This window comes from Aeromonas sp. S16(2024), from assembly GCF_041403065.1.
GTDB lineage: Bacteria > Pseudomonadota > Gammaproteobacteria > Enterobacterales > Aeromonadaceae > Aeromonas.
The window spans coordinates 59,862-79,685 of sequence record NZ_JBGLQX010000020.1 but is presented as its reverse complement, the minus strand read 5'-3'; the positions used below and the strand labels follow the sequence as shown (position 1 = coordinate 79,685).

The window sequence follows — 19,824 nt, the reverse complement described above, 5'->3', positions numbered from 1 at the left end:
TAGCGCCGTGGAACCACCTGATCCCATGCCGAACTCAGAAGTGAAACGCGGTAGCGCCGATGGTAGTGTGGCATTCGCCATGCGAGAGTAGGACACTGCCAGGCACCCAATTAAACGGTGATGTGAGAATCACGTTGCCGGCTGCGAGGATGACACCTCACAAGAAAGCAGCAGAAGATTTAGCGCAAGCTAACCGAATGCGGAGCGGTAGTTCAGTCGGTTAGAATACCGGCCTGTCACGCCGGGGGTCGCGGGTTCGAGTCCCGTCCGCTCCGCCACTAATTTGAAAGGCCTTCCCTAGCGGGTAGGCCTTTTTGCTTTTTAGATATTCGCGAACGGTATTAAGGAAACAAGGGGCCACAGACAGGGCTGCGACTTGCCACTGGCAACTCGGTCCCTGCCTGTGGCCCCTTGTGCTTGAGCTGGACTGCGTTCATCTCCCCGTCCGCTCCGCCACTAATTTGAAAGGCCTTCCCTCACAGGAAGGCCTTTTGGCTATGCACTTTCAGCATCTGAGTCCAGGAAACCCAATCTGTCGATTGGGCTTTTTTCGTTGTGTGTCATCACTGCGGCGAGGGGATTCCCCTAGTAGTAGATGCAGAGCCAGACGGTCGTCTCGGTAGGATGGGTCCACTCCACCCTGTGTTGAAGGTGCGCCGGGATGTTGACGTAATCTCCAGGTCCCAGATGAACGCGCTCCTGGGCCCCGGTATCCGGTGTGATGAAGACCAGGATGGCCTCGCCCTGTATCAGCGCTACCCACTCGTGTTCATCCTGATCGAACCATTCCCCCGTGGGGGTCTGTTGCCCCTGGGAGAGGATGCGCTCGATGCGAAAGTGATTGGTGCTGACCAGGTCGGTGAACACCTCGTTGGGCAGGGGGGAAGGGATCTGGCCAAGCAGGTTGCCTGTGTGCATGGGCTTGTCTCCGGCTGATGGGGGCTAGCTAAGAGTGTAGAAGCTGAAGGGGAGCTTCCCATGTGGAAGTTGAGGCTTCCAATGAGGCTTTAAATGGAAAAGTTCGGGAAAATTGTGCCTGATCCGCTGCAATCTCGCCAAATTCTTGCTATTTTGCGCGCCATTACGCAAACGATTTCCTTCACACATTCAGGATGAGTTATGGCAACGCAAGAAATGACGGCCCGCACCGGCAATAGCGGGTTTCTGGACTCCTATTTCTCCATCAGCCAGCGTGGCAGCACTGTCCGCCAGGAGTTGCTGGCCGGGCTGACCACCTTCCTGGCCATGGTCTACAGCATCATAGTGGTGCCGAACATGCTGGGTGCCGCCGGTTTTGAGCAGGGCCCCGTCTTCGTGGCGACCTGCCTGATCGCCGCCTTCGGCTCCCTGCTGATGGGTCTGTGGGCCAAGCTGCCGATGGCCATAGGTTGCGCCATCTCCCTCACCGCCTTTACCGCGTTCAGTCTGGTACTGGGTCAGGGACTGAGCATTCCGGTCGCGCTGGGCGCCATCTTCCTGATGGGTGTGCTGTTTACCCTGATCAGCGTCACCGGCGTGCGCCAGTGGATCCTGGACAACCTCCCCTCCGGCATCGCCCACGGCACCGGCATAGGTATAGGTCTGTTCCTGCTGCTGATCGCCACCAACGGCGTTGGCATGGTGATCAAGAACGAAGGGGCCGGTCTGCCGGTTCAACTGGGTGAAGTGACCTCCTTCCCTGTCATCATGACGGTGCTGGGTCTGGCTGCCATCTTCGGTCTGGAGCGTCGCAAGGTGCCGGGCGGCATCCTGATGGTGATCATCGCCATCTCCATCCTCGGCCTTATCTTCGATCCGAAAGTGACCTGGCAAGGCTTCTTCGCCATGCCGAGCCTGACCGGTGAGAAAGGTTCGCTGGTAGGCAGCATGGATCTGCTGGGCGCCCTCAATCCGGTGGTGATTCCGACCGTACTGGCGCTGGTGATGACAGCCGTGTTTGACGCGACCGGCACCATACGTGCCGTGGCGGGTCAGGCGGGCCTTATCAACGAACGTGGCCACATCATCAGCGGCGGCAAGGCACTGACTGCCGACTCCGTCAGCAGCATGGTCGCTGGCGTGGTGGGTGGTGCTCCGGCTGCCGTCTACATCGAGTCTGCCGCAGGTACCGCAGCCGGTGGCAAGACCGGCCTGACTGCCGCTCTGGTTGGCGTGCTCTTCCTGCTGATGATCTTCCTCTCCCCGCTGAGCTATCTGGTACCGGCTTACGCCACCGCACCAGCCCTGATGTACGTCGGCCTGCTGATGCTGGGCAACGTCACCAAGCTGGACTTCAGCGATTCGGTCGATGCCCTTGCCGGCATGTTGTGCGCCGTCTTCATCGTGCTGACCTGCAACATCGTAACCGGCATCATGCTGGGCTTCGTGGCGCTGGTCGTCGGTCGCCTGTTTGCCGCCGAGTGGAAGAAGCTGAACATCGGCACCGTCATCATCGCCGTGGCGCTGGTGATCTTCTATGCCGGTGGCTGGGCCATCTAACCCGTCCGGTTATAGCGAAGGGCCCTGCGGGGCCCTTTTTCATGGCTGTGAGGCCGCTAACAGTTTCCCGCCCGTTTGCCTCTCGCTGTTTCAGTTTGAAACGCCAACCACCCTTCCGCTGTTTCAAATCCGAACCAAACCGACCGTCATTTTTATCCTTTTTTCTGTCGTTAGACTGGCTCCATCAACCATCTGCCTACCCCGTGTGGTGGCAAGCCAAGGAGTGAGCCATGAAGAAGCTGATCAATGCCGTCGATGCCGTGGTCCGTGAACAACTGATGGGGATGGCTGCCGCCCACCCCGAGCTCAAGGTACGTATCGAACCCCACTACATCACCCGCGCCGACGCCCCCGTCATGGGCAAGGTGGCGCTGGTCTCCGGCGGTGGCAGCGGCCACGAGCCGATGCACGGCGGTCTGGTGGGCAAGGGAATGCTGGATGGTGCCTGCCCCGGCGAGATCTTTACCTCCCCGACCCCGGACCAGATGTACGAGTGCGGTCAGGCCGTCGATGGCGGCGCGGGCGTGCTGTTTCTGGTGAAGAACTACACCGGCGACGTGCTCAACTTCGAAACCGCGGTCGAGCTGCTGCACGGTGACGGGGTCAAGGTCGGTTTCTCCCTGATCGATGACGATGTTGCGGTCAAAGACAGCCTCTATACCGCCGGTCGCCGTGGCGTTGCCACGACCGTGCTGTGCGAGAAACTGGTGGGGGCCGCTGCCGAAGCGGGCTATGACCTGACCCGCTGCGAGGCACTGGCCCGCCGCATCAACAACCAGAGCCGCACCATTGGCGTTGCTACCCACGCCTGTACCGTGCCTGCCGCAGGCAAGCCCTCCTTCACCCTGGCGGACAACGAGATGGAGTTCGGCGTGGGCATTCACGGCGAGCCGGGCATCGAGCGCCGCCCCTTCACCGACCTCAATACCCTGGTGGATGACATGTTCAGCGAGCTGGCGGACAACACTCCCTATGGCCGTACTCTGCGTCACTGGGACAGAGCCTCCGGCAGCTGGCAGGAAGAGCACACCTTTATCGAACCGCTGAATGCGGGCGATCGGGTCATCGCGCTGGTCAACAGCCTCGGCGGTACTCCCATCTCCGAGCTCTATGGCGTCTATGGTCGCCTCGCCACCCTGTGCGAAGAGGCGGGCATCCATCTGGTGCGCAACCTGATTGGCCCCTACTGCACCGCCCTCGACATGACCGGCATCTCCATCACCCTGCTCAAGGTGGATGATGAGCTGATGACCCTGTGGGATGCCCCCGTTAACACCCCCGCCCTGCGTCGCGGCTGCTAAGGAGAACCCATGTTAAGCAAGCATCACATCGTCAACTGGCTGCTCGACTGCGAACACATCTTCACCGAGCAGCGTGACTACCTCACCGCGCTGGATACCGACATCGGCGATGGCGACCACGGCCTCAACATGCAGCGCGGCTTTGCCAAGGTGGCCGAGAAGCTGCCCGCGGTGGCAGACAAGGATATCGGTCAGGTACTGAAAACTACCGGCATGACCTTGCTCTCCTCGGTCGGCGGCGCCAGCGGCCCGCTCTACGGCACCTTCTTTATCCGGGCGGCGGCCAGCACCGACGCCTGCCAGAGTCTGAGCCTCAGCCAGCTGTGCAAAATGCTGAGCGACGGGGTCGAGGGGATCGTCTCCCGCGGCCGCGCCGAGCCGGGCGACAAGACCATGTGCGATGCCTGGTGGCCAGCACTGGCCGCCCTGCAACAGGCGCAGCAGCAAGAGCTGCCGCTCAACGAAGCGCTGGACAAGGCAGTGGCAGCCGCCGCTGCCGGTACCGAGGCCACCATCCAGATGCAGGCCCGCAAGGGACGCGCCAGCTATCTTGGCGAGCGCAGCATCGGCCATCAGGATGCCGGGGCCACCTCGACCCTGCTGCTGCTGACCGCCCTGCGTGACAGAGCGAGGTTGTGACATGATCGGAATCGTAGTTGTCTCTCACAGCGCCATGCTGGCGGCCGGATTGAAAGCGCTGGCCGACCAGCTGGGCAGCCCGGCCCGATTGCTGCTGGCAGCCGGGGTCGATGACCCCGATCACCCCATCGGCACAGATGCCATCGCCGTGATGAGTGCGATAGAAGAAGCGGACGACGGTAGCGGTGTGCTGGTGCTGATGGACTTGGGCAGCGCCCTCTTGAGCGCCGAAACCGCCCTCGAACTGCTGCCCCCCGAGCTGAGCGCCCGGGTGCGACTCTGCCCCGCCCCGCTGGTCGAGGGCACCCTTGCCGCCGTGGTGGCGGCAGGTTCAGGTATGAGCCTCGACGAGGTGGCCGCAGAGGCGCTCGGCGCGCTGGGCCCCAAGCAAGCCATGTTGCCTGCCACAGCCGCGCAGGTCGCCACTGAAACGGCACCGGCAGCCGACGAGGGCTGGCTGCGCTGCGAGGTGGTGGTCGACAACCCCCACGGCCTGCATGTGCGCCCCGCCGCCCGACTGGTGGCCGCCCTCAAACCCTTTGCCGCTGAACTCAAGCTGCAAAAGGGGGACAAAGAGGCCAATCCCCGCAGCCTGACCCGGCTCGCCATGCTCAACGTGCGTCAGGGCGACCGGCTCACCCTGCTGGCGCGCGGGGAGGATGCCACCGCCGCCTTGGCCTGCTTCCAGCAGCTGGCCCTTGATCGCTTCGGCGACTGACCTGCCTGTTTCAAGGCGCGGCAGCGGCTTGATCGGCCAGCAGCCGCGCCACTGTCGTGCAAGTAAAGACGAAGGAGTCCCCGGCACAGCCGCCCCTTCGCCCCTGTTAGTTTCAAAAGAAGTCTTATGAACTAGAGAGAGGGATAGAATATGGACCGCATCATCATCAGCCCCAGCAAATACGTACAAGGCAACGGGGCCCTCGCCAATATCGGCAACTACGTTAAGGCGCTTGGCGCCAAGCCGCTGATCCTGGCCGACGCCTTCGTCACCAAGCTGGTGGGCGATACCGTGGCCACCAGCTTCCACGGCGCGGGCATCAAACCCGAGTTCGACTGCTTCAACGGCGAGTGCTCCCGCCCCGAGATCGACCGGCTGCTGGCCCGCTGCAACCAGACGCCGTTTGACGTCATTATCGGCATCGGCGGCGGCAAGACGCTGGATACCGCCAAGTCGGTCGCCTTCTACCAGAAAGTGCCGGTGGTCATAGTGCCGACCATCGCCTCCACCGATGCCCCCACCAGCGCTCTGGCGGTCATCTACACCCCGGAGGGGCAGTTCAGCGAATACCTGATGATCCCGACCAACCCCAACATGGTCATCATGGATACCGGCGTGATCTCCCGCGCTCCGGTGCGGCTCTTGGTCTCCGGCATGGGGGATGCGCTCTCCACCTACTTCGAGGCACGTGCCAACAAAGTCTCCGGTTGCCAGACCATGGCCGGTGGCGCCTCCACCCTAGCGGCGCAGGCCATCGCCGAGCTCTGCTACAAGACCCTGCTGGCCGATGGCTACAAGGCCAAGCTGGCGGTGGAGCAGGGGCTCTGCACCAAGGCGGTGGAGAACATCATCGAGGCCAACACCTATCTGAGCGGTATCGGCTTCGAGAGCAGCGGGCTGGCCGCCGCCCACGCCGTCCACAACGGCCTGACCCAGCTGGCCGAGTGTCATCACCTCTATCACGGTGAGAAAGTGGCGTTCGGTACCCTGGTGCAGCTGGTGCTGGAGAACGCGCCGATGGCGGAGATCGAGACAGTGCTGGCCTTCTGCCGCTCGATCGGCCTGCCGACCAACTTGCATATGATGGGGGTCAAGGAGCTGGATATGGCACGCCTGATGGAGGTGGCCAAGGCCTCCACCGCCGAGGGGGAGACTATCCACAACATGCCGTTCAAGGTCACCGCCGAAGATGTGCTGGCGGCCATTGTCACCGCTCACCAGCTGGGGCTGTAACCGCGCCACCGCTGACCTTGTCATATAAATCGGCCCCGCAGATGCGGGGCCGTTTCATTTTCAGCAGGCAGGTTCGCGACGGCCTCAATAACCGTCAGCCGTGATAGTCGGCGGGATCGATCTCGAGCAGCTTGAGCCGCCGCCACAGGGTGGTGCGGCTGATGCCCAGATGCAGGGCCATCTGGCTCACCTGTCCCTTGCAGGCGTGGGCGCAGCGCAAGATGGCCTGGCGCTCCAGCTCCGCCAGGGTGAGCAGCGGTTGCCCCACCACCTCGTCCGCCACCCGCTGATAGCCGTGACGAATGGCGGCGGGCAGCGCCTCGGGCGGGATCGGCCCCTGACCGGCGTGGAGCAGGGCATGCTCCACCGCACTGCGCAGCTCCCCCAGATTGCCGGGCCAGGGATAGGCGAGCAGACAGTCGAGGGCCGCCGGGCTGAACTGGCGCACCGGCTCGCGCCCCTGCGCCCCTAGCTGCTGGCTGATAAGGCCGGGCAGATCGGCCGCGCGCTCCCGCAGCCCCGGCAGCCACAGTTCGCACGCCTGCAAGGCATAGAGCAGCTGGCGGCCAAACAGCCCCTCCTGCACCCGCTGCTCCAGCGGGGCGCTGCTGGTGGCGATGATCCGCACCTTGAGCGGCAGGATGCGGGCCGAATCGAAGCGCTGGATGCGGCCGGTCTTGAGCAGTTGCAGCAGCGCCGCCTGCATGGGGGCAGAGAGGCACTCCACCTGCTCCAGCACTAGCGTGCCGCCGTGGGCCAGCTCGAACTTGCCCGCCCGCTCCTGCCCCGCCTCGTCGGAGCCCATCAGCTCCAGCGCCATCCGCTCGCTCGGCAGCGCCTGACAGTTGAGGGTGATGAGCGGCCCGGCGGCCCGTTCGCTGCCAAAGTGGATCGCCTCCGCCAGCTGGGCCTTGCCCACCTCCTCCTCGCCGCGCAGCAGGATCGGCCCCTGACTCTGGGCCGCCTGCCGGGCGTAGCGCAGCAGTTTGCGCATGGCGCTCGACTCTCCCACCAGCGCCGACAGCTCGGGCACCGTCTGGCGCAGTTGGTGGATGGCCCGCAGCCGATCGACCGGGTGCAGCAGGGCGATAAAGCTGACCCCCTCCGGTCCCGGCAACGGCTTGAGGCTTATCAGCGCATTGATAAACTCCCCCTCCTGAGCGCCGAGCCGCTCCAGCGTCACCTCCACATGACTGAGCGGCGTCTGCCCCCTGATGGCCAGCTGCAACCGCTGGGGCAGCAGCAGGTGCTGCTCCAGGGGCTGGCCGAGACAAAGCGCCGGATCGAGCCTCAGCCGGTGTGCCGCCAGGGCGTTGAGGTAGCGCAGCCGACCCTGGGGATCCCAGGCCAGCACGCCGTCATCCATGCCATCCAGCAAAGCGTAAAGCTCGCTCAGATGGTGCTGGGACTCCTGCATCAGGGTCTCCATCTGCAGCAGATGGGCCAGCTCGCGCCCGGCGCTGACGGTGAGCGCCAGATCCCCGACCGTTGCCTCCTCCACCCGGCAGACCAGGGCCATGATGGCGACCTGACGGCCGTTGCTGTTGTAGACCGGGCTGGCGCAGCTGTGCCAGGGGTGCAGGGTCTGGTTGAAGTGCTGGGGGCCGCTGACGCAGAGCGGTACCCCCTCCAGCGCCGCCAGATTGATGGCATTGGTGCCGATGCGCCCCTCGCTGAAGAAGGCGCCGGGGCCAAACCCCAGGGCTTCGAGTTCTGCCAGCGTCTCGCGATGGCCGGTGCGGGCCAGCAGGCAGCCGCTCTCGTCGGTGAGCAGCAGGGCGCAGGGGCGCCCCTCCATAAATTCGTAGAGATCCTCGAGGGCCATCTCGCCAGTGGTGAGCAGCTCCCGTTTGCGCTGGCGCAGGCTCTGCAAGGTCTGCCCCTTGGCGCTGTGGGGCGGGTGCCAGAGGGTGGCGCTGGTCTGGTGGGCGCAGCGCAACCAGGAGGCCTGCAGATAGTCAGGCCAGGGCTGAAGGTGCTGGTGGTCGGATGGCATGGTCACAGCAATATCCGGCAAGAGGGAGGCCGACCATTTAACCACTCTTGTCGGCCCGATTCAGTGACCTGCCTCAGAGGGCGGCAATGGCATCCCGATCTCCGCCCCCTCGGAAAATTGCTGACCGAGCCAATGGCAGAAGGCGCGGCACTCCGGCATTCCCTCGCTCTCCTGATGCACCAGCAGATCCCACTGCGGCCCCTTGACCCGATGGGCAGAGAGCGGCAACAGCTGCCCCTGCTGACGGACGGGACGGGAGAGCAGCTCGCTCACCAGCGCCACGCCGAGTCCGGCGCTGGCCGCCTCCAGCAGCAGGCCGGGATCGGAGAAGTTGAGTCCCCGGGTCTGCAGGTGCAGATCCTCTCCCCCCTTTAGCGTCCAGTGATGCCAATCCAGCTCCCGCTCCCCGTGCAGGGTGGTGCGCTCCTCCGCGGGCCGGGACAGCACGGTTGCGGTGGCCACCGGCAGCAAGCGATCTGCCAGCATCCGCTGATGGCGACACTCGGCCTGCGGCCCGAGATCCCAGCGCAGGGCGAGATCGATGGTCTGCTCCGCCATGTCGGGCTCTTCATCGCTGGTGAACAGCCAGAGATCGATCTCGGGATGCTGGCGGTGAAATTCCCCCAGCCGCGGCAGCAGCCAGTGGCGGGCGATGGCGGTGCTGGTATTGAGTACCAGCTGGTTCGGTTTGCGGTACTGCTCCAGCCGCTGGATCCCCATCGCCAGCTGCAGCAGCACGCTCTGGGTGGTCTCCAGCAGATCCTGCCCCGCATCGGTCAGCGCGACCGAGCGCCCCTGCCGGTGAAACAGCGGCTGGCCGAGCAGCTCCTCCAGCGAGCGGATCTGCTGGCTGATGGCGGATTGGGTCAGATGCAGCTCCTGCGCCGCCTGATGAAAACTGCCGAGTCTCGCCGCCGCCTCAAAGCCCCGCAACACGTTGAGCGGAGGCCACTGCTTGAACACCATTGATTAGCTCCACTTATCACTTTTACGGAAAATCGATCGTTTGTTCGCCAGCGCCTGCAGGAATAGTCTATTCCCATCGTCAGCAATCTTAACAGTACCTAATCAGGGTGGTGATATGCGGGAACAGGGAATCGTGGCAAAGGGCTGGTTTATGCCCGCCGAATGGTGTCAGCACGCAGCGACCTGGATGGTCTGGCCCCACAACAAGGCGCTGTGGGAGTCAGGTTGGGGCGTCACCCTCGCCGGGGTGCAGCAGGACTTCGCCCGGGTGGTCAATACCATCGTCCGGTTCGAGCCGGTCAAGCTGGTGGTCGACCCCTCCGCACTGGCAGAAGCGCGCGCACTCTGTGACCAGCGGGTCACCCTTGTCCCCATTGCGGTGGATGACAGCTGGTGCCGCGACTCCGGCCCCACCTTTATCTGCCACCCGGAACTGGGCAGCGCCGGGGTGAGCTGGCGCTTCAACGCCTGGGGCGGCAAGTCGGCCCACCCGCTGGATGAAGGGCTGGCCCGCCGCATCCTCAATAGCCTCGAGCTCGATACCATCGGCAGCTTTCTGGCCAACGAGGGGGGCGCCATCCATGTGGACGGTGAAGGCACCCTGATCACCACTGAATCGGTGCTGCTCAACAGCAATCGGAACCCGGGGATCAGCAAGGGCGAGATCGAACAGATCTTCAGTCGCCTGCTCGGTATCGAGAAGACCATCTGGCTGCCGGGGGATCCCGACCATGTCACCGGCGACATGACTGATGGCCATGTGGACGGAGTCTGCGCCTTCAGTCGCCCCGGCCAGCTGCTGGTGGATGCCACCCGCGATACCAGCTCGACCTATGCCCGTATCGTCAGGGAGAACCGCCGCGCCCTAATGCAGGCCACCGATGCCAGAGGACGCACGTTCGAGCTGCAGGATCTCTATGAAGCCAGCGAGGCTATCGATGCAGAGGCCGAGGTCTTTTGTGCCTCCTACACCAACTTCTACATCGCCAACGGCGCCATCATCATGCCCGCCTATGGGGTGGCCAGCGACCGGGAAGCGGCAGCAGTTCTGCAGCGCGCCTTCCCGCAGCGGCAGGTGATGCCGGTGCAGATCAACCAACTGGCACACGGCGGTGGCGGTATCCACTGCATCACCCAGCAACAGCCGGCATGGCCGGTACGAGGATAAGAGGATGAGCAACATCACCGTCGCGACCACCCAGTTTGCCCGTTGCAGGGTGCTGGCAGGCATTCAGGGAGGAAGAACCGATGAGTAACATCGTTGTGGCGACGACCCAGTTTGCCTGCAGCTGGGATCTGCCGCGCAATCTCGACATGGCAGAGAGTCTGGTGCGGGAAGCTGCCGCCAAGGGGGCGGGTCTTATCCTGCTGCAAGAGCTGTTTGCTACTCCTTACTTCTGCATCGAGCAGCACCACGGCCATCTGGCGCTAGCCGAGTCGTTCGAGCAGAGCCGGGTGCTGCGCCGCTTCTCGGCGCTGGCCCGGGAGCTGGGCGTCGTGCTGCCCATCAGCTGGTTCGAACGGGCCGGTAACGCCTTCTTCAACTCGCTGGCACTGGCAGATGCCGACGGCAAGCTGCTGGGGGTCTATCGCAAGACCCATATTCCCAATGCCATCGGCTATCAGGAGAAGGAGTACTTCAGCCCCGGCGATACCGGTTTTCGGGTCTGGGAGTGCGCGGCGGGGCGGATCGGCGTCGGCATCTGCTGGGATCAGTGGTTCCCCGAGGCCGCTCGCAGCATGGCCCTGCAGGGTGCGGAGCTGCTGCTCTATCCCACCGCCATCGGCTCGGAGCCGGGGGCGGCCCATCTCGACTCCCGCGATCACTGGCAACTGACCCAGCGCGGCCATGCCGCCGCCAACATCCTGCCGGTGATAGCCGCCAACCGGATTGGCAACGAGGTGGCAACCACGGATCCCGACCTGCAGATGGCGTTCTACGGCTCCTCCTTCATCACCGACCACAAGGGGGCACTGCTCGCCGAGGCGGACAGGATCACCCCGGGCGTGCTGGTACAAGATCTGGATCTCGCGGCCATGGCCGAGGAACGCATGAGCTGGGGCATCTATCGGGATCGCCGCCCCGAAATGTATGGCGCCTTGCTGAGTCTGGATGGCCACCAGAGCCGGATGACAGGCAACCACAGAGGAGTGTTGGCATGACAGAGAGACTATCCCGCACGCTGGCGCTGCTCGCGACCATGTTGTGCACCGGCACCGCAGCAGCGCTCGACCAGGAGAAACCGGCCGACAAGGTGCTGCGCCTCTACAACTGGGCCGACTATTTCGCTCCCGATACCCTCAGCGCCTTTACCAGAGAGACAGGGATCCGGGTCATCTATGACGTCATGGACAGCAGCGAGACCCTGGAAGCCAAGCTGATGGCCGGTCGCAGCGGTTATGACCTCATCTTTCCCGGCGATACGGTGGCGGAGCGGCTGATGCGGGCTGGCAGCCTGCAACCGCTGGATCAGGGCAGGTTGCAGCACCTGGGGGAGATAGAGCCTGGCTTGCGGCGCTTGCAGCAAGCCTATCCCCATTCACGGGATGCGGTGGTGCCCTACACCTGGGGCACCATAGGGCTCACCTACAACGCAGCCATGATCCGGCAGCGGATGGCGGATGCCCCGGTGGGCAGTCTCGATCTGCTGTTCAAGCCCGATCTGGCGGCAAAATTTGCCGACTGCGGCATCTCCATCATCGACTCCCCCGACGAGGTGCTGGCTGTGGTGCTGCACTACCTGGGGCGGGATCCCCACAGCGGCAAGGCCGAGGATCTGGATGCCGCGCTGGCGCTGCTCAAGGGGCTCAAGCCCCATATCCGCAAGTTCCAGTCCCAGCCGGTGACCCAGCTGGTCAACGGCGATCTCTGCCTGTCCCTGGGTTACAGCGGCGACATGACCCAGGCCAGGCGCGCCGCCGCCGAGGCGGGCAAGGAGGTCGACTTCGAGTACAGATTGCCGAAGGAGGGGAGCACCGTCTGGATGGATACCATGGCGATCCCGGTGGATGCGCTCCATCCTGACTATGCCTACGCCTTCATCAACTTCGTGATGCGCCCGACCAACATGGCGGCCATCACCAACAGCACCGGCTATCCGACCGCCAGTGCTAGGGCCAGACCCATGGTGGATGCCACCATGACGGCCAACCCGGATATCTACCTGGATGAAGCCAGCTACCAGCGGCTCATTCCGGGCAAAGACATTGCACAACCCCAGATGCGTGCCCGGATGCGAGCCTGGACTCGCTTCAAGAGCAGCCTCTGAACCCCAGGAGTAGAAAGATGTTTTCCCGACGCCACGTATTGAAACAACTGGTCGCCCTCGGCGCCATTGCCGGGTTCGGCAGCCTGCCCGGCGCCCGCTCGGCCTTCGCCGCCAGCGAGACCAGTGCCGCCAGCCGCTACCACATGCCGGAGGAGTCCTCCCCCCAGGCCCTGGTCTGGGTGGCCTTCGGTGCCACCAGCGAGATCTGGGGTCGCAACTACAAGGAGGTGCAGGCCACCATAGGCCGGCTGGTACAGGCCATGGCGCCCTACACCCGGGTCAACGTGCTCTGCCACCAGGATGACGAGGATCTGGCGCGCCAGCTGTGCGGCGAGCGCAACACCCACTTCGTTCACGCCCTGATGGACGATATCTGGCTGCGGGATACCGGCGGTGTCTTCGTGCAGGATGAGCAGGGGGAACTCGGGCTGGTGGACTTCAACTTCAACGGCTGGGGGGACAAGCAGGAGCACAACCATGACGCCAGCATCGCCTCTCTGGTGAGCCGCCAGGCGGATGCCCATTACCTGCAGAGCGAGGTCATCGGCGAGGGGGGCGGCATCGAGGTGGATGGCATCGAGGTGGATGGCAACGGCACCGCCATCATGACCGAGAGCTGCTGGATCAACAGCAACCGCAACCCCGGCCTCACCAAGGCGCAGGTGGAGGCAGAGCTCAAGGCAAACCTGGGGCTGCGCAAGATCATCTGGCTGCCGGGGATCAAGGGCCGCGACATCACGGACGCCCACGTGGACTTCTACGCCCGCTTCGTGCGCCCCGGGGTGGTGGTGATCAACATGGACAAGGATCCCGACTCCTACGACTACAAGGTGACCCGCCAGCATCTCGCCATACTGCAGCAGGCGACGGACGCCGACGGCAACAAGCTGGAGCTGCATCAGCTGCCGCCGCCCCTGGGCGGACGGGACAACAAATTCAGCCGCAGCCCGGACTTTGCCGCCGGTTACATCAACTACCTGCCCATCAATGGCGCGGTGATCGCTCCCCAGTTCGGCGATGCCAAGGCTGACCGCCATTGCCGGGATCTGCTGGCCCGGCTCTATCCGGGGCGCAAGATAGTGCAGATAGACATAGACCCGGTGGCGGCAGGGGGCGGCGGCATTCACTGCATCACCCTCCACCAGCCAGCCTGATCCTCATCTACCCACTGATAACCCGGGGCGTTGCAACGCCCCGGGTTATTGCTCCACGCCCATTTTTGTTAACCACGCCCCCCTGAACCGCCGCAGCCCTGTATCTTGGCCCACTACGCCATATGGCGTGTCACCTCGATCACACTCCTGACTTGCTCACAACGCCGAGGCCAAGTGATGCTTTCCATTGCCGCCCCAGAAGTGTATTTTTGCTCAGTGGCAAGCAATAGAGTCAAAAGAGGATATTGAGCGCATACATTCAGTACCAGAAGCAGGATGGTAGTATTATTAACTTTTTTCGTTGTGGTTATCTGGGTGGTGAGAAGTTATATAAGAAGATCTATTGCCGACCTAAGTACCGCATTCCATCTCATCACAGTTAGGGCTTAAAAATGTCACGTTACGACTCAACGGAGAGAATTGGCATTAATGCGGTTGAGCGTCTTGTCCTTAATGAATTGGGTTGGATATTTAGAGAGCAACCCATAGTTGATATGGGGATAGATGCTCACCTAGAGCGAGTACAAGAGGGAAGGCCAGATGGAAAGCTTCTTGCATTGCAAATTAAAACAGGGTCGAGCCATTTTAAAGAAAAGAAAGACTCATATATCTATTATGGGAAAATAGTTCACCTTGATTATTGGACGGGGCATTCATTGCCAGTAGTGCTTGTCGCCCACCTTATAGATACTAATCAGACATACTGGCAAATTATTAATGAAGACTCTGTCACGAGAACTAACAAAGGTTGGAAGGTAGAAATACCCAAGTCAAATGTGTTTGGGATGAATGCTATTGAGCAGTTAGCAGAACTGTTTGAAGGTACTCCAGAACAACAACGATTTAGAAAACTCACGATTGACGAACCGCTTATGAAGCACATTGCTGATGGTGGAAAAGTCTCACTAGCGTTAGAGAGATGGGTTAATAAATCACTAGGGCGTACACCAGTAGAAGTATATATAGACAACAAAGACGGGGAAGATATTTTAGCAAAGGAATGGTTCCAGTACTACACGGGATTGAGTGTCCGTGAATTGGCTATAGCTTTATTTCCTTGGTGTTATCCGGTTATTGACGAAGAATTCTATGAAGAAAACAGAGATGGATATGAAGAGGAAGATTGGCAGGACTCGCTGAGGCGAGCAATTGATGAGGATAATGGCATCTATTATCAAGAGGAACCTGATGCTATATATCCGTACACAGAAGCCGCTGGCGAAGTTGAATACTATAGGTTGGAGCTCAAGCTCAACGAATTGGGCCATGCATTTTTGATTGTTTCAGATCACATACTGAATAAGCCTGTAGGTTCGATTAGCCGTAAGCCGTAATCGGACGTTCGCGTAAATCAATTCTCCCGCTATAACGGCCACTCGTATTTCCCCTCTGCCAGATGCCGTTGATTCACGGAAACTCCGGGGCAACTGCATCTCGATCGTCCGATTACGCTTCGCTAATCGAACCTACATGGAACGGTAATATATGGGATATGCAGGTTGGTGCGGATCAACCAATCTGACACGATCACCATAATCACAATTACTACAAATAACAGAGCCGCCCTTATGGGCGGCTCTTGGCATCAGCGATGGATGGCTGATTCGTCTTGTTACTGAATCGTTATTGGGCCTTGGGCGCTTCAACCGCAGCGGTCGCCGGTTGCTCATCTTCCTTGATCCAGGCATCCAGCAGGGTGTAACCCACCGCCAGCACCACTGGGCCGATAAAGAGCCCTATGATCCCCAGCGCCAGCAGGCCGCCAATGACGCCCACCAGGATAAGGATCAGCGGCAGGTCGGCGCCGCGCTTGATGAGGAAGGGGCGCAGGAAGTTGTCCATGGTGCCCGCCAGCAGGGACCAGACCAGCAGGAAGGTGCCCCAGGTGGTATCCCCGCTCCAGTAGAGGTAGCCCACGCTGGCCAGCAGCACAGGGAAGGGGCCTATCTGGGCGACGATCAGCAGGAACATCAGCACCACCAGGATCATGACGTAGGGAATGCCGGAAATCAGCAGGCCGATCCCGGCCACCGAGGATTGCACCAGGGCGGTCACCACCACCCCCATGGCGACGGCACGGATGGCCTGGGAGGCGAGCACCACGGCGTTGTCACCGCGCTGGCCCGCCAGGCGGTGGGCGAAGCGGCGAATGCCGTCGGCGGCCTTCTCCCCCGAGTGATAGAGCAGGCCGCAGATGGCCACCGTCAGCAGGAAGTGGACGAACAGCAGGCCGAGGTTGCCCGCCTGAGAGGCGAGCCAGCGGGCGGTCTGGCCGAAGTAGGGTGTCAGCTTGGTGAACAGCACCTGGCCACCGCTCGCCAGTATCTGCTGCCAGAACTCGAACAGCTTGTCGCCCACCAGAGGCACCTGTTGCAGCCAGAGCAGCTCGGGGGGCGGGGAGTGGCTCAGCTCGGTGCCGAGGTCGATCAGCATGGGGGCCTTCTCCGCCACGTTGGCCAGCGCCATGAACAGGGGGATGACGAACATCAGCAGCAGGATGCAGCTCATCAGCAGGGCCGCCAGGGCACGCTTGCCCCACAGCAGGCGCTGGGCCATCTGCATCAGCGGCCAGGTGGCTATGGTGATCATGGTGGCCCAGACCAGGGCGGGCAGGAAGGGGCGCAGCACCATGAAGCACGAGATGATGAGCAGGCTGAGAAACAGCAGGCCCAGGGTGATCTTGGCCAAATCCACTTTTTTCATATGCATTGCATTCCCTTTAACGAGGGGTGGGGCGCCGGAGTCCGGCGCCAGTATTGATAAAAGAGAGCAACCACCAGAGCGCGGCACTCAGCCAGAACCCCAGGCAGCCATAGAGTAACCCTTTACCCGCCAGGATCAGCAGCGAGCTGTCGGTGAGCACAGGGAGCACGAACAGCCCCCCTCCGATGAGCAGGCCGCCCGCCAGCGCCAGCAGGGCGGCATGGAGGGCGGGAGCTGGGTGTCGTTCGAGTTGTAGCAGATTACCCGATACCAGCCCCAGGGTGAACATGGCGAGCCCCGCCAGGGCGGTGGATTGGGTCAGCCCGCCCGCCAGGGCGCAGGCCAGCAGCAGTAGCACCCAGGGAGCTTGGCGCTGCGCCAGTGCAGCCAGGGGGGAGCGCAGCGCCAGCAGCAGGGCGCCGAGACCCAGGCCGGCCGCCACGTCCGAGATAAAGTGCACGCCGAGCCAGATGCGGGCCAGCCCGGCCAGGGCCGCCAGCAGCAGGGCCAGCACCATGCCCTGCCAGGCTCTGAGGGAAGTCAGGACGCCGAGCAGCAGGCCCCAGAACAGCAGGGTCGAGGCGGCGTGGCCACTCGGCATGCCAAAGCCCTGGGCGCTCCGCTGCCCCAGCATGGGGTCGAGGTGGAAGGGCCTGGGCCAGGCTACCCCCTCCTTGAGCAGCTGCACCAGCAGGGTGAGCAACACCATGGCAAACAGCAGGCTGCGCAGCCTTGGCCAGCCCAGCAGGGGGAGCAAGAAGGGGAGCAGGGCCAGCTGGAAGGCCGCCGATCCCAGCAGATTGCCGACCTCAAGCCAGCGCGCGTCTGGCCCCAGCCACTGCTGCAGGCGCTGGATCAGCGGCAGCTCTGCCCTGTGCAGGGCGCTGCCTTCGGGACTGAAGTCCGGCACCCACTGCACCTCGCTCTCGGGCACCTCGGCCAGCCTTGGGGTTATCCAGTCGAGCTGCGTCGGGAAGCGGCGCTGAGCATGGGGCAGGCTGGCGGCATCGATCAGCCTGGCGTTGAGAATTTCGCCGCCGAGGTTCGGGGCCTCAAGCAGGGAGACAAAACCCGAGCCGCGCTGGGCCCGGATGGGGGTCAGCGTCTGGCAGGCGAATACCATGGCGCGCTGCCAGCGCCCCAGCTCTCCGGTGATCCGGCCATGGAGCCCCGTCTCCTCGAACAGCTCCCGCAGGGCCGCCTGGGCGGGAGTCTCGCCCCCGTCTATGTAGCCGCCACTCAGGCTGTAGCGATCGGAGATCCTGTCCTGGACCAGCAACAGATCCTGCTGGTGGCGGATCACGCAGGCGGCCGCACCTGGGGGGGCCTCGGCGGCGAACAGGGAGGATGACAGGGAGCCGAGCAGCAGAAGCAGTAAGAGAGCGAGTCTGGGCATGATGGTGCCACTAAGGGAATAGATGGGGACAAGGGTCACAGAAATCAGATACTTGGGCAATGACTTCCGGTGGATGGCCGGCGCAGGGCGGGAGTGTCTCGGCCCAATCTGGGGCGCAAGGATTGCCGTCGGCCCGGGCAGTCCCTAGTATTGGCGGCTATTGTTCTTCTCATTCAACACATCTTGGGGCCTTTCATGCGACAGTTCGGTTTCTTCCTGGGGATTGCCATCGGCGTCATCCTGATACTGTTTGGCAGCATCGTCATCTTCCAGGCCTTGCCTGCCGCACTGGACGTGCTGGAGATGCCGAGCCGCATTCCGTTCGTGCGCGAGGTCTACACCTGGCTGATGACCAGTGCCAATGGCCTCACCAGCCAGCTGGAGCAGAACTTCCTGGAAGCCTTCCAGACAGTGCTCAAGCTGATCCTGCTCATCACCTTCATGTGGGTCTGCGTCAAGCTGGTCAACATGGGAGTGCTGATCATCCGGGCCGGCGTCGACCTCATCCGCACCGCCATCGAGCACAGCGAAGACAAGGTGGCCAAGCCCACCGAGCAGGACCGCCACCTGTAAGGCTCCCCTGCCCATTCGCAGATAAACGACAGGCCATCCTCGGATGGCCTGTTTGCATGGTGCACGGGTTCGCCCTCTTGCACGACTTAGTTGAGCAGCTTCTCCAGCTCGGCCTCGGCATCCGCCCTGGCCTGATCGCTCTGCTTCATCCCCTGGGTTTCCACCTTGGCGGCCTGCGCCTGCACAGTGCCGGTCGCCCCGCTGACCACCTTGTTCAGCTGTTGCTGCGCCGTGCTGGCGGCCTTGCCCGCTTGCTGCTGCGCACTGGCTGCAGCCTGCTTGGCGGTGTCGCCGACTGCCTTGCCCGCTTGCTGCTGCGCACTGGCTGCGGCCTGCCTGGCGGTATCGCTGACCGCCTGCTGGGCGGAGCGGGTTACGGCCTGGTTGGTTTGCCGCAGGATATCGGTGGCATCGCTCACCGTCTGGGTGGCCGAGTCGCTCACCGCTTTGCTGGCTTGCTGCTGCGCCGAGGCGGTGGCACTGCCGACCGCCTGCTTGGCCGAGTCGCTCACCGCTTTGCTGGCCTGCTGCTGCGCCTGGGTGGTGACGCTGTCGACCGCCTGTTTGGTTGAATCGCTGACGGCTTTGCTGGCTTGTTGCTGCGCCGAGGTGGTGACACTGCCGATCATCTGACTGGTCGAGTCGGTCAGGGCCTTGCTGGCGCTCTGTTGCAGGTTGCCCATCATATTGCCAAGCAGGGAGCCGCTTGTTCCCGTCATCACCTTGCCGGCGTCGGTGAGGGCGGTGGCGGTCGGGTTGCCGGCCTGCCACTCCTGCATGGCGCTCGGCCAGGTCGGGGTCGCCGCCGTCAGGTTCTCGCCAAACACCTGGGTCGCGCCGTCGCCCTTCTGCAACATGACGGAGAGCTGGTTGGTGTCGGCGTTCCACACCATGCCGGCCTGTTTGGCCACATCCGGCACCGGGGCGTAGCGGGAGACCACGTAAAACAGCGGCCCCTCCTGCTGCAACTCGTTGGCCGTCTTGAGCAGCTGCATGGTGCTGTCGTAGTTGGGCCCCAGCATGGCGGTCATCCTGTCCTTGATCAGCGGTTGTTCGAACAGGTTGGCCTCGTTCGGATCGAAACCGACCAGGGGTTTGAGCAGGGCCCACATCAGCTGGCTGGTGGGGCTCATCATCAGCAAGGGGGCCACGCAGGCGGACAACATCAGGCTCAGGCAGGCGGCCTTGAGCAACGTCATGATACGCATCGACAACATATCCAAGTAATTATTTGATTAATAAGGCTATATACTGTCTTTTCCCGACAGCATGACCCGAACTGGCCCGGCCCTTCACTCATGGGGATCGGCGGGCGCTGGCAGGCTATCATATTGCTTCCGGAATGCCAGATGAGCCGACACTTATTGGTCAAGTCGGCGACGCTGGTGGTCGCTTTAG

Annotated in this window: 17 protein-coding genes, 1 tRNA gene and 1 rRNA gene; 13 read left to right on the top strand and 6 right to left on the bottom strand. The window is 62.6% G+C overall.

The annotated features are described in order from the left end of the window. Positions 1–104, top strand: a 5S ribosomal RNA gene (gene rrf, locus ACB030_RS15410); the annotation flags it as partial. 97 nt (positions 105–201) lie between these two features. Then, positions 202–278, top strand: a tRNA-Asp gene (locus tag ACB030_RS15405). Positions 279–585: 307 nt separating this feature from the next. Here ACB030_RS15405 and ACB030_RS15400 read toward each other — a convergent pair. Then, complete coding sequence (locus tag ACB030_RS15400; protein WP_371160967.1) at positions 586–918, bottom strand: cupin domain-containing protein; 333 nt, start codon at positions 916–918, stop codon at positions 586–588. A 201-nt stretch (positions 919–1,119) separates the two neighbouring features. Between ACB030_RS15400 and ACB030_RS15395 the strand changes: the two genes are divergently transcribed. From ACB030_RS15395 to ACB030_RS15375, 5 genes are all read left to right on the top strand, one after another. Then, complete coding sequence (locus ACB030_RS15395) at positions 1,120–2,478, top strand: NCS2 family permease (protein WP_371160965.1); 1,359 nt, start codon at positions 1,120–1,122, stop codon at positions 2,476–2,478. 230 nt (positions 2,479–2,708) lie between these two features. After that, entirely contained in the window at positions 2,709–3,779 is a 1,071-nt protein-coding gene (gene dhaK, locus ACB030_RS15390; protein ID WP_371160963.1) for a dihydroxyacetone kinase subunit DhaK, read from the top strand. Between the two features lie 9 nt (positions 3,780–3,788). After that, positions 3,789–4,418, top strand: coding sequence for a dihydroxyacetone kinase subunit DhaL (dhaL, locus tag ACB030_RS15385; RefSeq protein ID WP_005355013.1), 630 nt, complete (start codon positions 3,789–3,791; stop codon positions 4,416–4,418). A 1-nt stretch (position 4,419) separates the two neighbouring features. Continuing rightward, positions 4,420–5,136, top strand: a complete 717-nt coding sequence (gene dhaM / locus ACB030_RS15380) for a dihydroxyacetone kinase phosphoryl donor subunit DhaM (RefSeq protein WP_371160961.1) — start codon at positions 4,420–4,422, stop codon at positions 5,134–5,136. Between the two features lie 150 nt (positions 5,137–5,286). Then, a complete protein-coding gene (locus tag ACB030_RS15375) occupies positions 5,287–6,369 on the top strand; it encodes a glycerol dehydrogenase (protein ID WP_371160959.1) in 1,083 nt (360 codons plus the stop codon). A 94-nt stretch (positions 6,370–6,463) separates the two neighbouring features. Here the strand turns inward: ACB030_RS15375 and dhaR are convergent, their stop codons facing one another. Then, complete coding sequence (gene dhaR, locus ACB030_RS15370) at positions 6,464–8,365, bottom strand: dihydroxyacetone kinase operon transcriptional regulator DhaR (protein ID WP_371160969.1); 1,902 nt, start codon at positions 8,363–8,365, stop codon at positions 6,464–6,466. Positions 8,366–8,425: 60 nt separating this feature from the next. Further along, positions 8,426–9,331, bottom strand: a complete 906-nt coding sequence (locus tag ACB030_RS15365) for a LysR family transcriptional regulator (RefSeq protein WP_371160957.1) — start codon at positions 9,329–9,331, stop codon at positions 8,426–8,428. A 115-nt stretch (positions 9,332–9,446) separates the two neighbouring features. Between ACB030_RS15365 and ACB030_RS15360 the strand changes: the two genes are divergently transcribed. The 5 genes from ACB030_RS15360 to ACB030_RS15340 all read left to right on the top strand — a co-directional run bounded on the left by ACB030_RS15360 (position 9,447) and on the right by ACB030_RS15340 (position 15,088). Continuing rightward, positions 9,447–10,499 carry an agmatine/peptidylarginine deiminase gene (locus ACB030_RS15360; RefSeq protein ID WP_244841630.1) on the top strand — a complete coding sequence of 351 codons (1,053 nt, stop codon included), beginning with the start codon at positions 9,447–9,449 and terminating at the stop codon, positions 10,497–10,499. Positions 10,500–10,579: 80 nt separating this feature from the next. Continuing rightward, positions 10,580–11,494 carry an N-carbamoylputrescine amidase gene (aguB, locus tag ACB030_RS15355; RefSeq protein ID WP_058054145.1) on the top strand — a complete coding sequence of 305 codons (915 nt, stop codon included), beginning with the start codon at positions 10,580–10,582 and terminating at the stop codon, positions 11,492–11,494. Continuing rightward, positions 11,491–12,600, top strand: a complete 1,110-nt coding sequence (locus ACB030_RS15350; protein ID WP_371160954.1) for an extracellular solute-binding protein — start codon at positions 11,491–11,493, stop codon at positions 12,598–12,600. The genes aguB and ACB030_RS15350 overlap by 4 nt, the downstream gene beginning before the upstream one ends. 17 nt (positions 12,601–12,617) lie before the next feature. After that, positions 12,618–13,754: an agmatine/peptidylarginine deiminase gene (locus ACB030_RS15345; protein ID WP_371160952.1), complete on the top strand. Its 1,137-nt coding sequence runs from the start codon at positions 12,618–12,620 to the stop codon at positions 13,752–13,754. A gap of 392 nt (positions 13,755–14,146) precedes the next feature. After that, positions 14,147–15,088 carry a DUF4365 domain-containing protein gene (locus ACB030_RS15340; protein ID WP_371160950.1) on the top strand — a complete coding sequence of 314 codons (942 nt, stop codon included), beginning with the start codon at positions 14,147–14,149 and terminating at the stop codon, positions 15,086–15,088. A 289-nt stretch (positions 15,089–15,377) separates the two neighbouring features. Here the strand turns inward: ACB030_RS15340 and ydiK are convergent, their stop codons facing one another. Both ydiK and ACB030_RS15330 read right to left on the bottom strand, forming a co-directional pair. Next, a complete protein-coding gene (gene ydiK, locus ACB030_RS15335; protein ID WP_371160948.1) occupies positions 15,378–16,463 on the bottom strand; it encodes an AI-2E family transporter YdiK in 1,086 nt (361 codons plus the stop codon). A gap of 10 nt (positions 16,464–16,473) precedes the next feature. Next, entirely contained in the window at positions 16,474–17,853 is a 1,380-nt protein-coding gene (locus ACB030_RS15330) for a phosphatase PAP2 family protein (protein WP_371160946.1), read from the bottom strand. Positions 17,854–18,048: 195 nt separating this feature from the next. Between ACB030_RS15330 and ACB030_RS15325 the strand changes: the two genes are divergently transcribed. Then, positions 18,049–18,426 carry a hypothetical protein gene (locus tag ACB030_RS15325; RefSeq protein WP_106885584.1) on the top strand — a complete coding sequence of 126 codons (378 nt, stop codon included), beginning with the start codon at positions 18,049–18,051 and terminating at the stop codon, positions 18,424–18,426. Positions 18,427–18,512: 86 nt separating this feature from the next. On the opposite strand, the gene ACB030_RS15320 is transcribed toward ACB030_RS15325, so the two are convergent. Next, positions 18,513–19,634, bottom strand: coding sequence for a hypothetical protein (locus ACB030_RS15320; RefSeq protein ID WP_371160944.1), 1,122 nt, complete (start codon positions 19,632–19,634; stop codon positions 18,513–18,515). Positions 19,635–19,824: the final 190 nt, after the last annotated feature.

Bases quoted from the DNA above. Each gene is read 5' to 3' on its own strand.
- ACB030_RS15400 (WP_371160967.1), bottom strand. From the start codon at position 918: ATGCACACAGGCAACCTGCTTGGCCAGATCCCTTCCCCCCTGCCCAAC.
- ACB030_RS15395 (WP_371160965.1), top strand. From the start codon at position 1,120: ATGGCAACGCAAGAAATGACGGCCCGCACCGGCAATAGCGGGTTTCTG.
- dhaK (WP_371160963.1), top strand. From the start codon at position 2,709: ATGAAGAAGCTGATCAATGCCGTCGATGCCGTGGTCCGTGAACAACTG.
- dhaL (WP_005355013.1), top strand. From the start codon at position 3,789: ATGTTAAGCAAGCATCACATCGTCAACTGGCTGCTCGACTGCGAACAC.
- dhaM (WP_371160961.1), top strand. From the start codon at position 4,420: ATGATCGGAATCGTAGTTGTCTCTCACAGCGCCATGCTGGCGGCCGGA.
- ACB030_RS15375 (WP_371160959.1), top strand. From the start codon at position 5,287: ATGGACCGCATCATCATCAGCCCCAGCAAATACGTACAAGGCAACGGG.
- dhaR (WP_371160969.1), bottom strand. From the start codon at position 8,365: ATGCCATCCGACCACCAGCACCTTCAGCCCTGGCCTGACTATCTGCAG.
- ACB030_RS15365 (WP_371160957.1), bottom strand. From the start codon at position 9,331: ATGGTGTTCAAGCAGTGGCCTCCGCTCAACGTGTTGCGGGGCTTTGAG.
- ACB030_RS15360 (WP_244841630.1), top strand. From the start codon at position 9,447: ATGCGGGAACAGGGAATCGTGGCAAAGGGCTGGTTTATGCCCGCCGAA.
- aguB (WP_058054145.1), top strand. From the start codon at position 10,580: ATGAGTAACATCGTTGTGGCGACGACCCAGTTTGCCTGCAGCTGGGAT.
- ACB030_RS15350 (WP_371160954.1), top strand. From the start codon at position 11,491: ATGACAGAGAGACTATCCCGCACGCTGGCGCTGCTCGCGACCATGTTG.
- ACB030_RS15345 (WP_371160952.1), top strand. From the start codon at position 12,618: ATGTTTTCCCGACGCCACGTATTGAAACAACTGGTCGCCCTCGGCGCC.
- ACB030_RS15340 (WP_371160950.1), top strand. From the start codon at position 14,147: ATGTCACGTTACGACTCAACGGAGAGAATTGGCATTAATGCGGTTGAG.
- ydiK (WP_371160948.1), bottom strand. From the start codon at position 16,463: ATGCATATGAAAAAAGTGGATTTGGCCAAGATCACCCTGGGCCTGCTG.
- ACB030_RS15330 (WP_371160946.1), bottom strand. From the start codon at position 17,853: ATGCCCAGACTCGCTCTCTTACTGCTTCTGCTGCTCGGCTCCCTGTCA.
- ACB030_RS15325 (WP_106885584.1), top strand. From the start codon at position 18,049: ATGCGACAGTTCGGTTTCTTCCTGGGGATTGCCATCGGCGTCATCCTG.
- ACB030_RS15320 (WP_371160944.1), bottom strand. From the start codon at position 19,634: ATGCGTATCATGACGTTGCTCAAGGCCGCCTGCCTGAGCCTGATGTTG.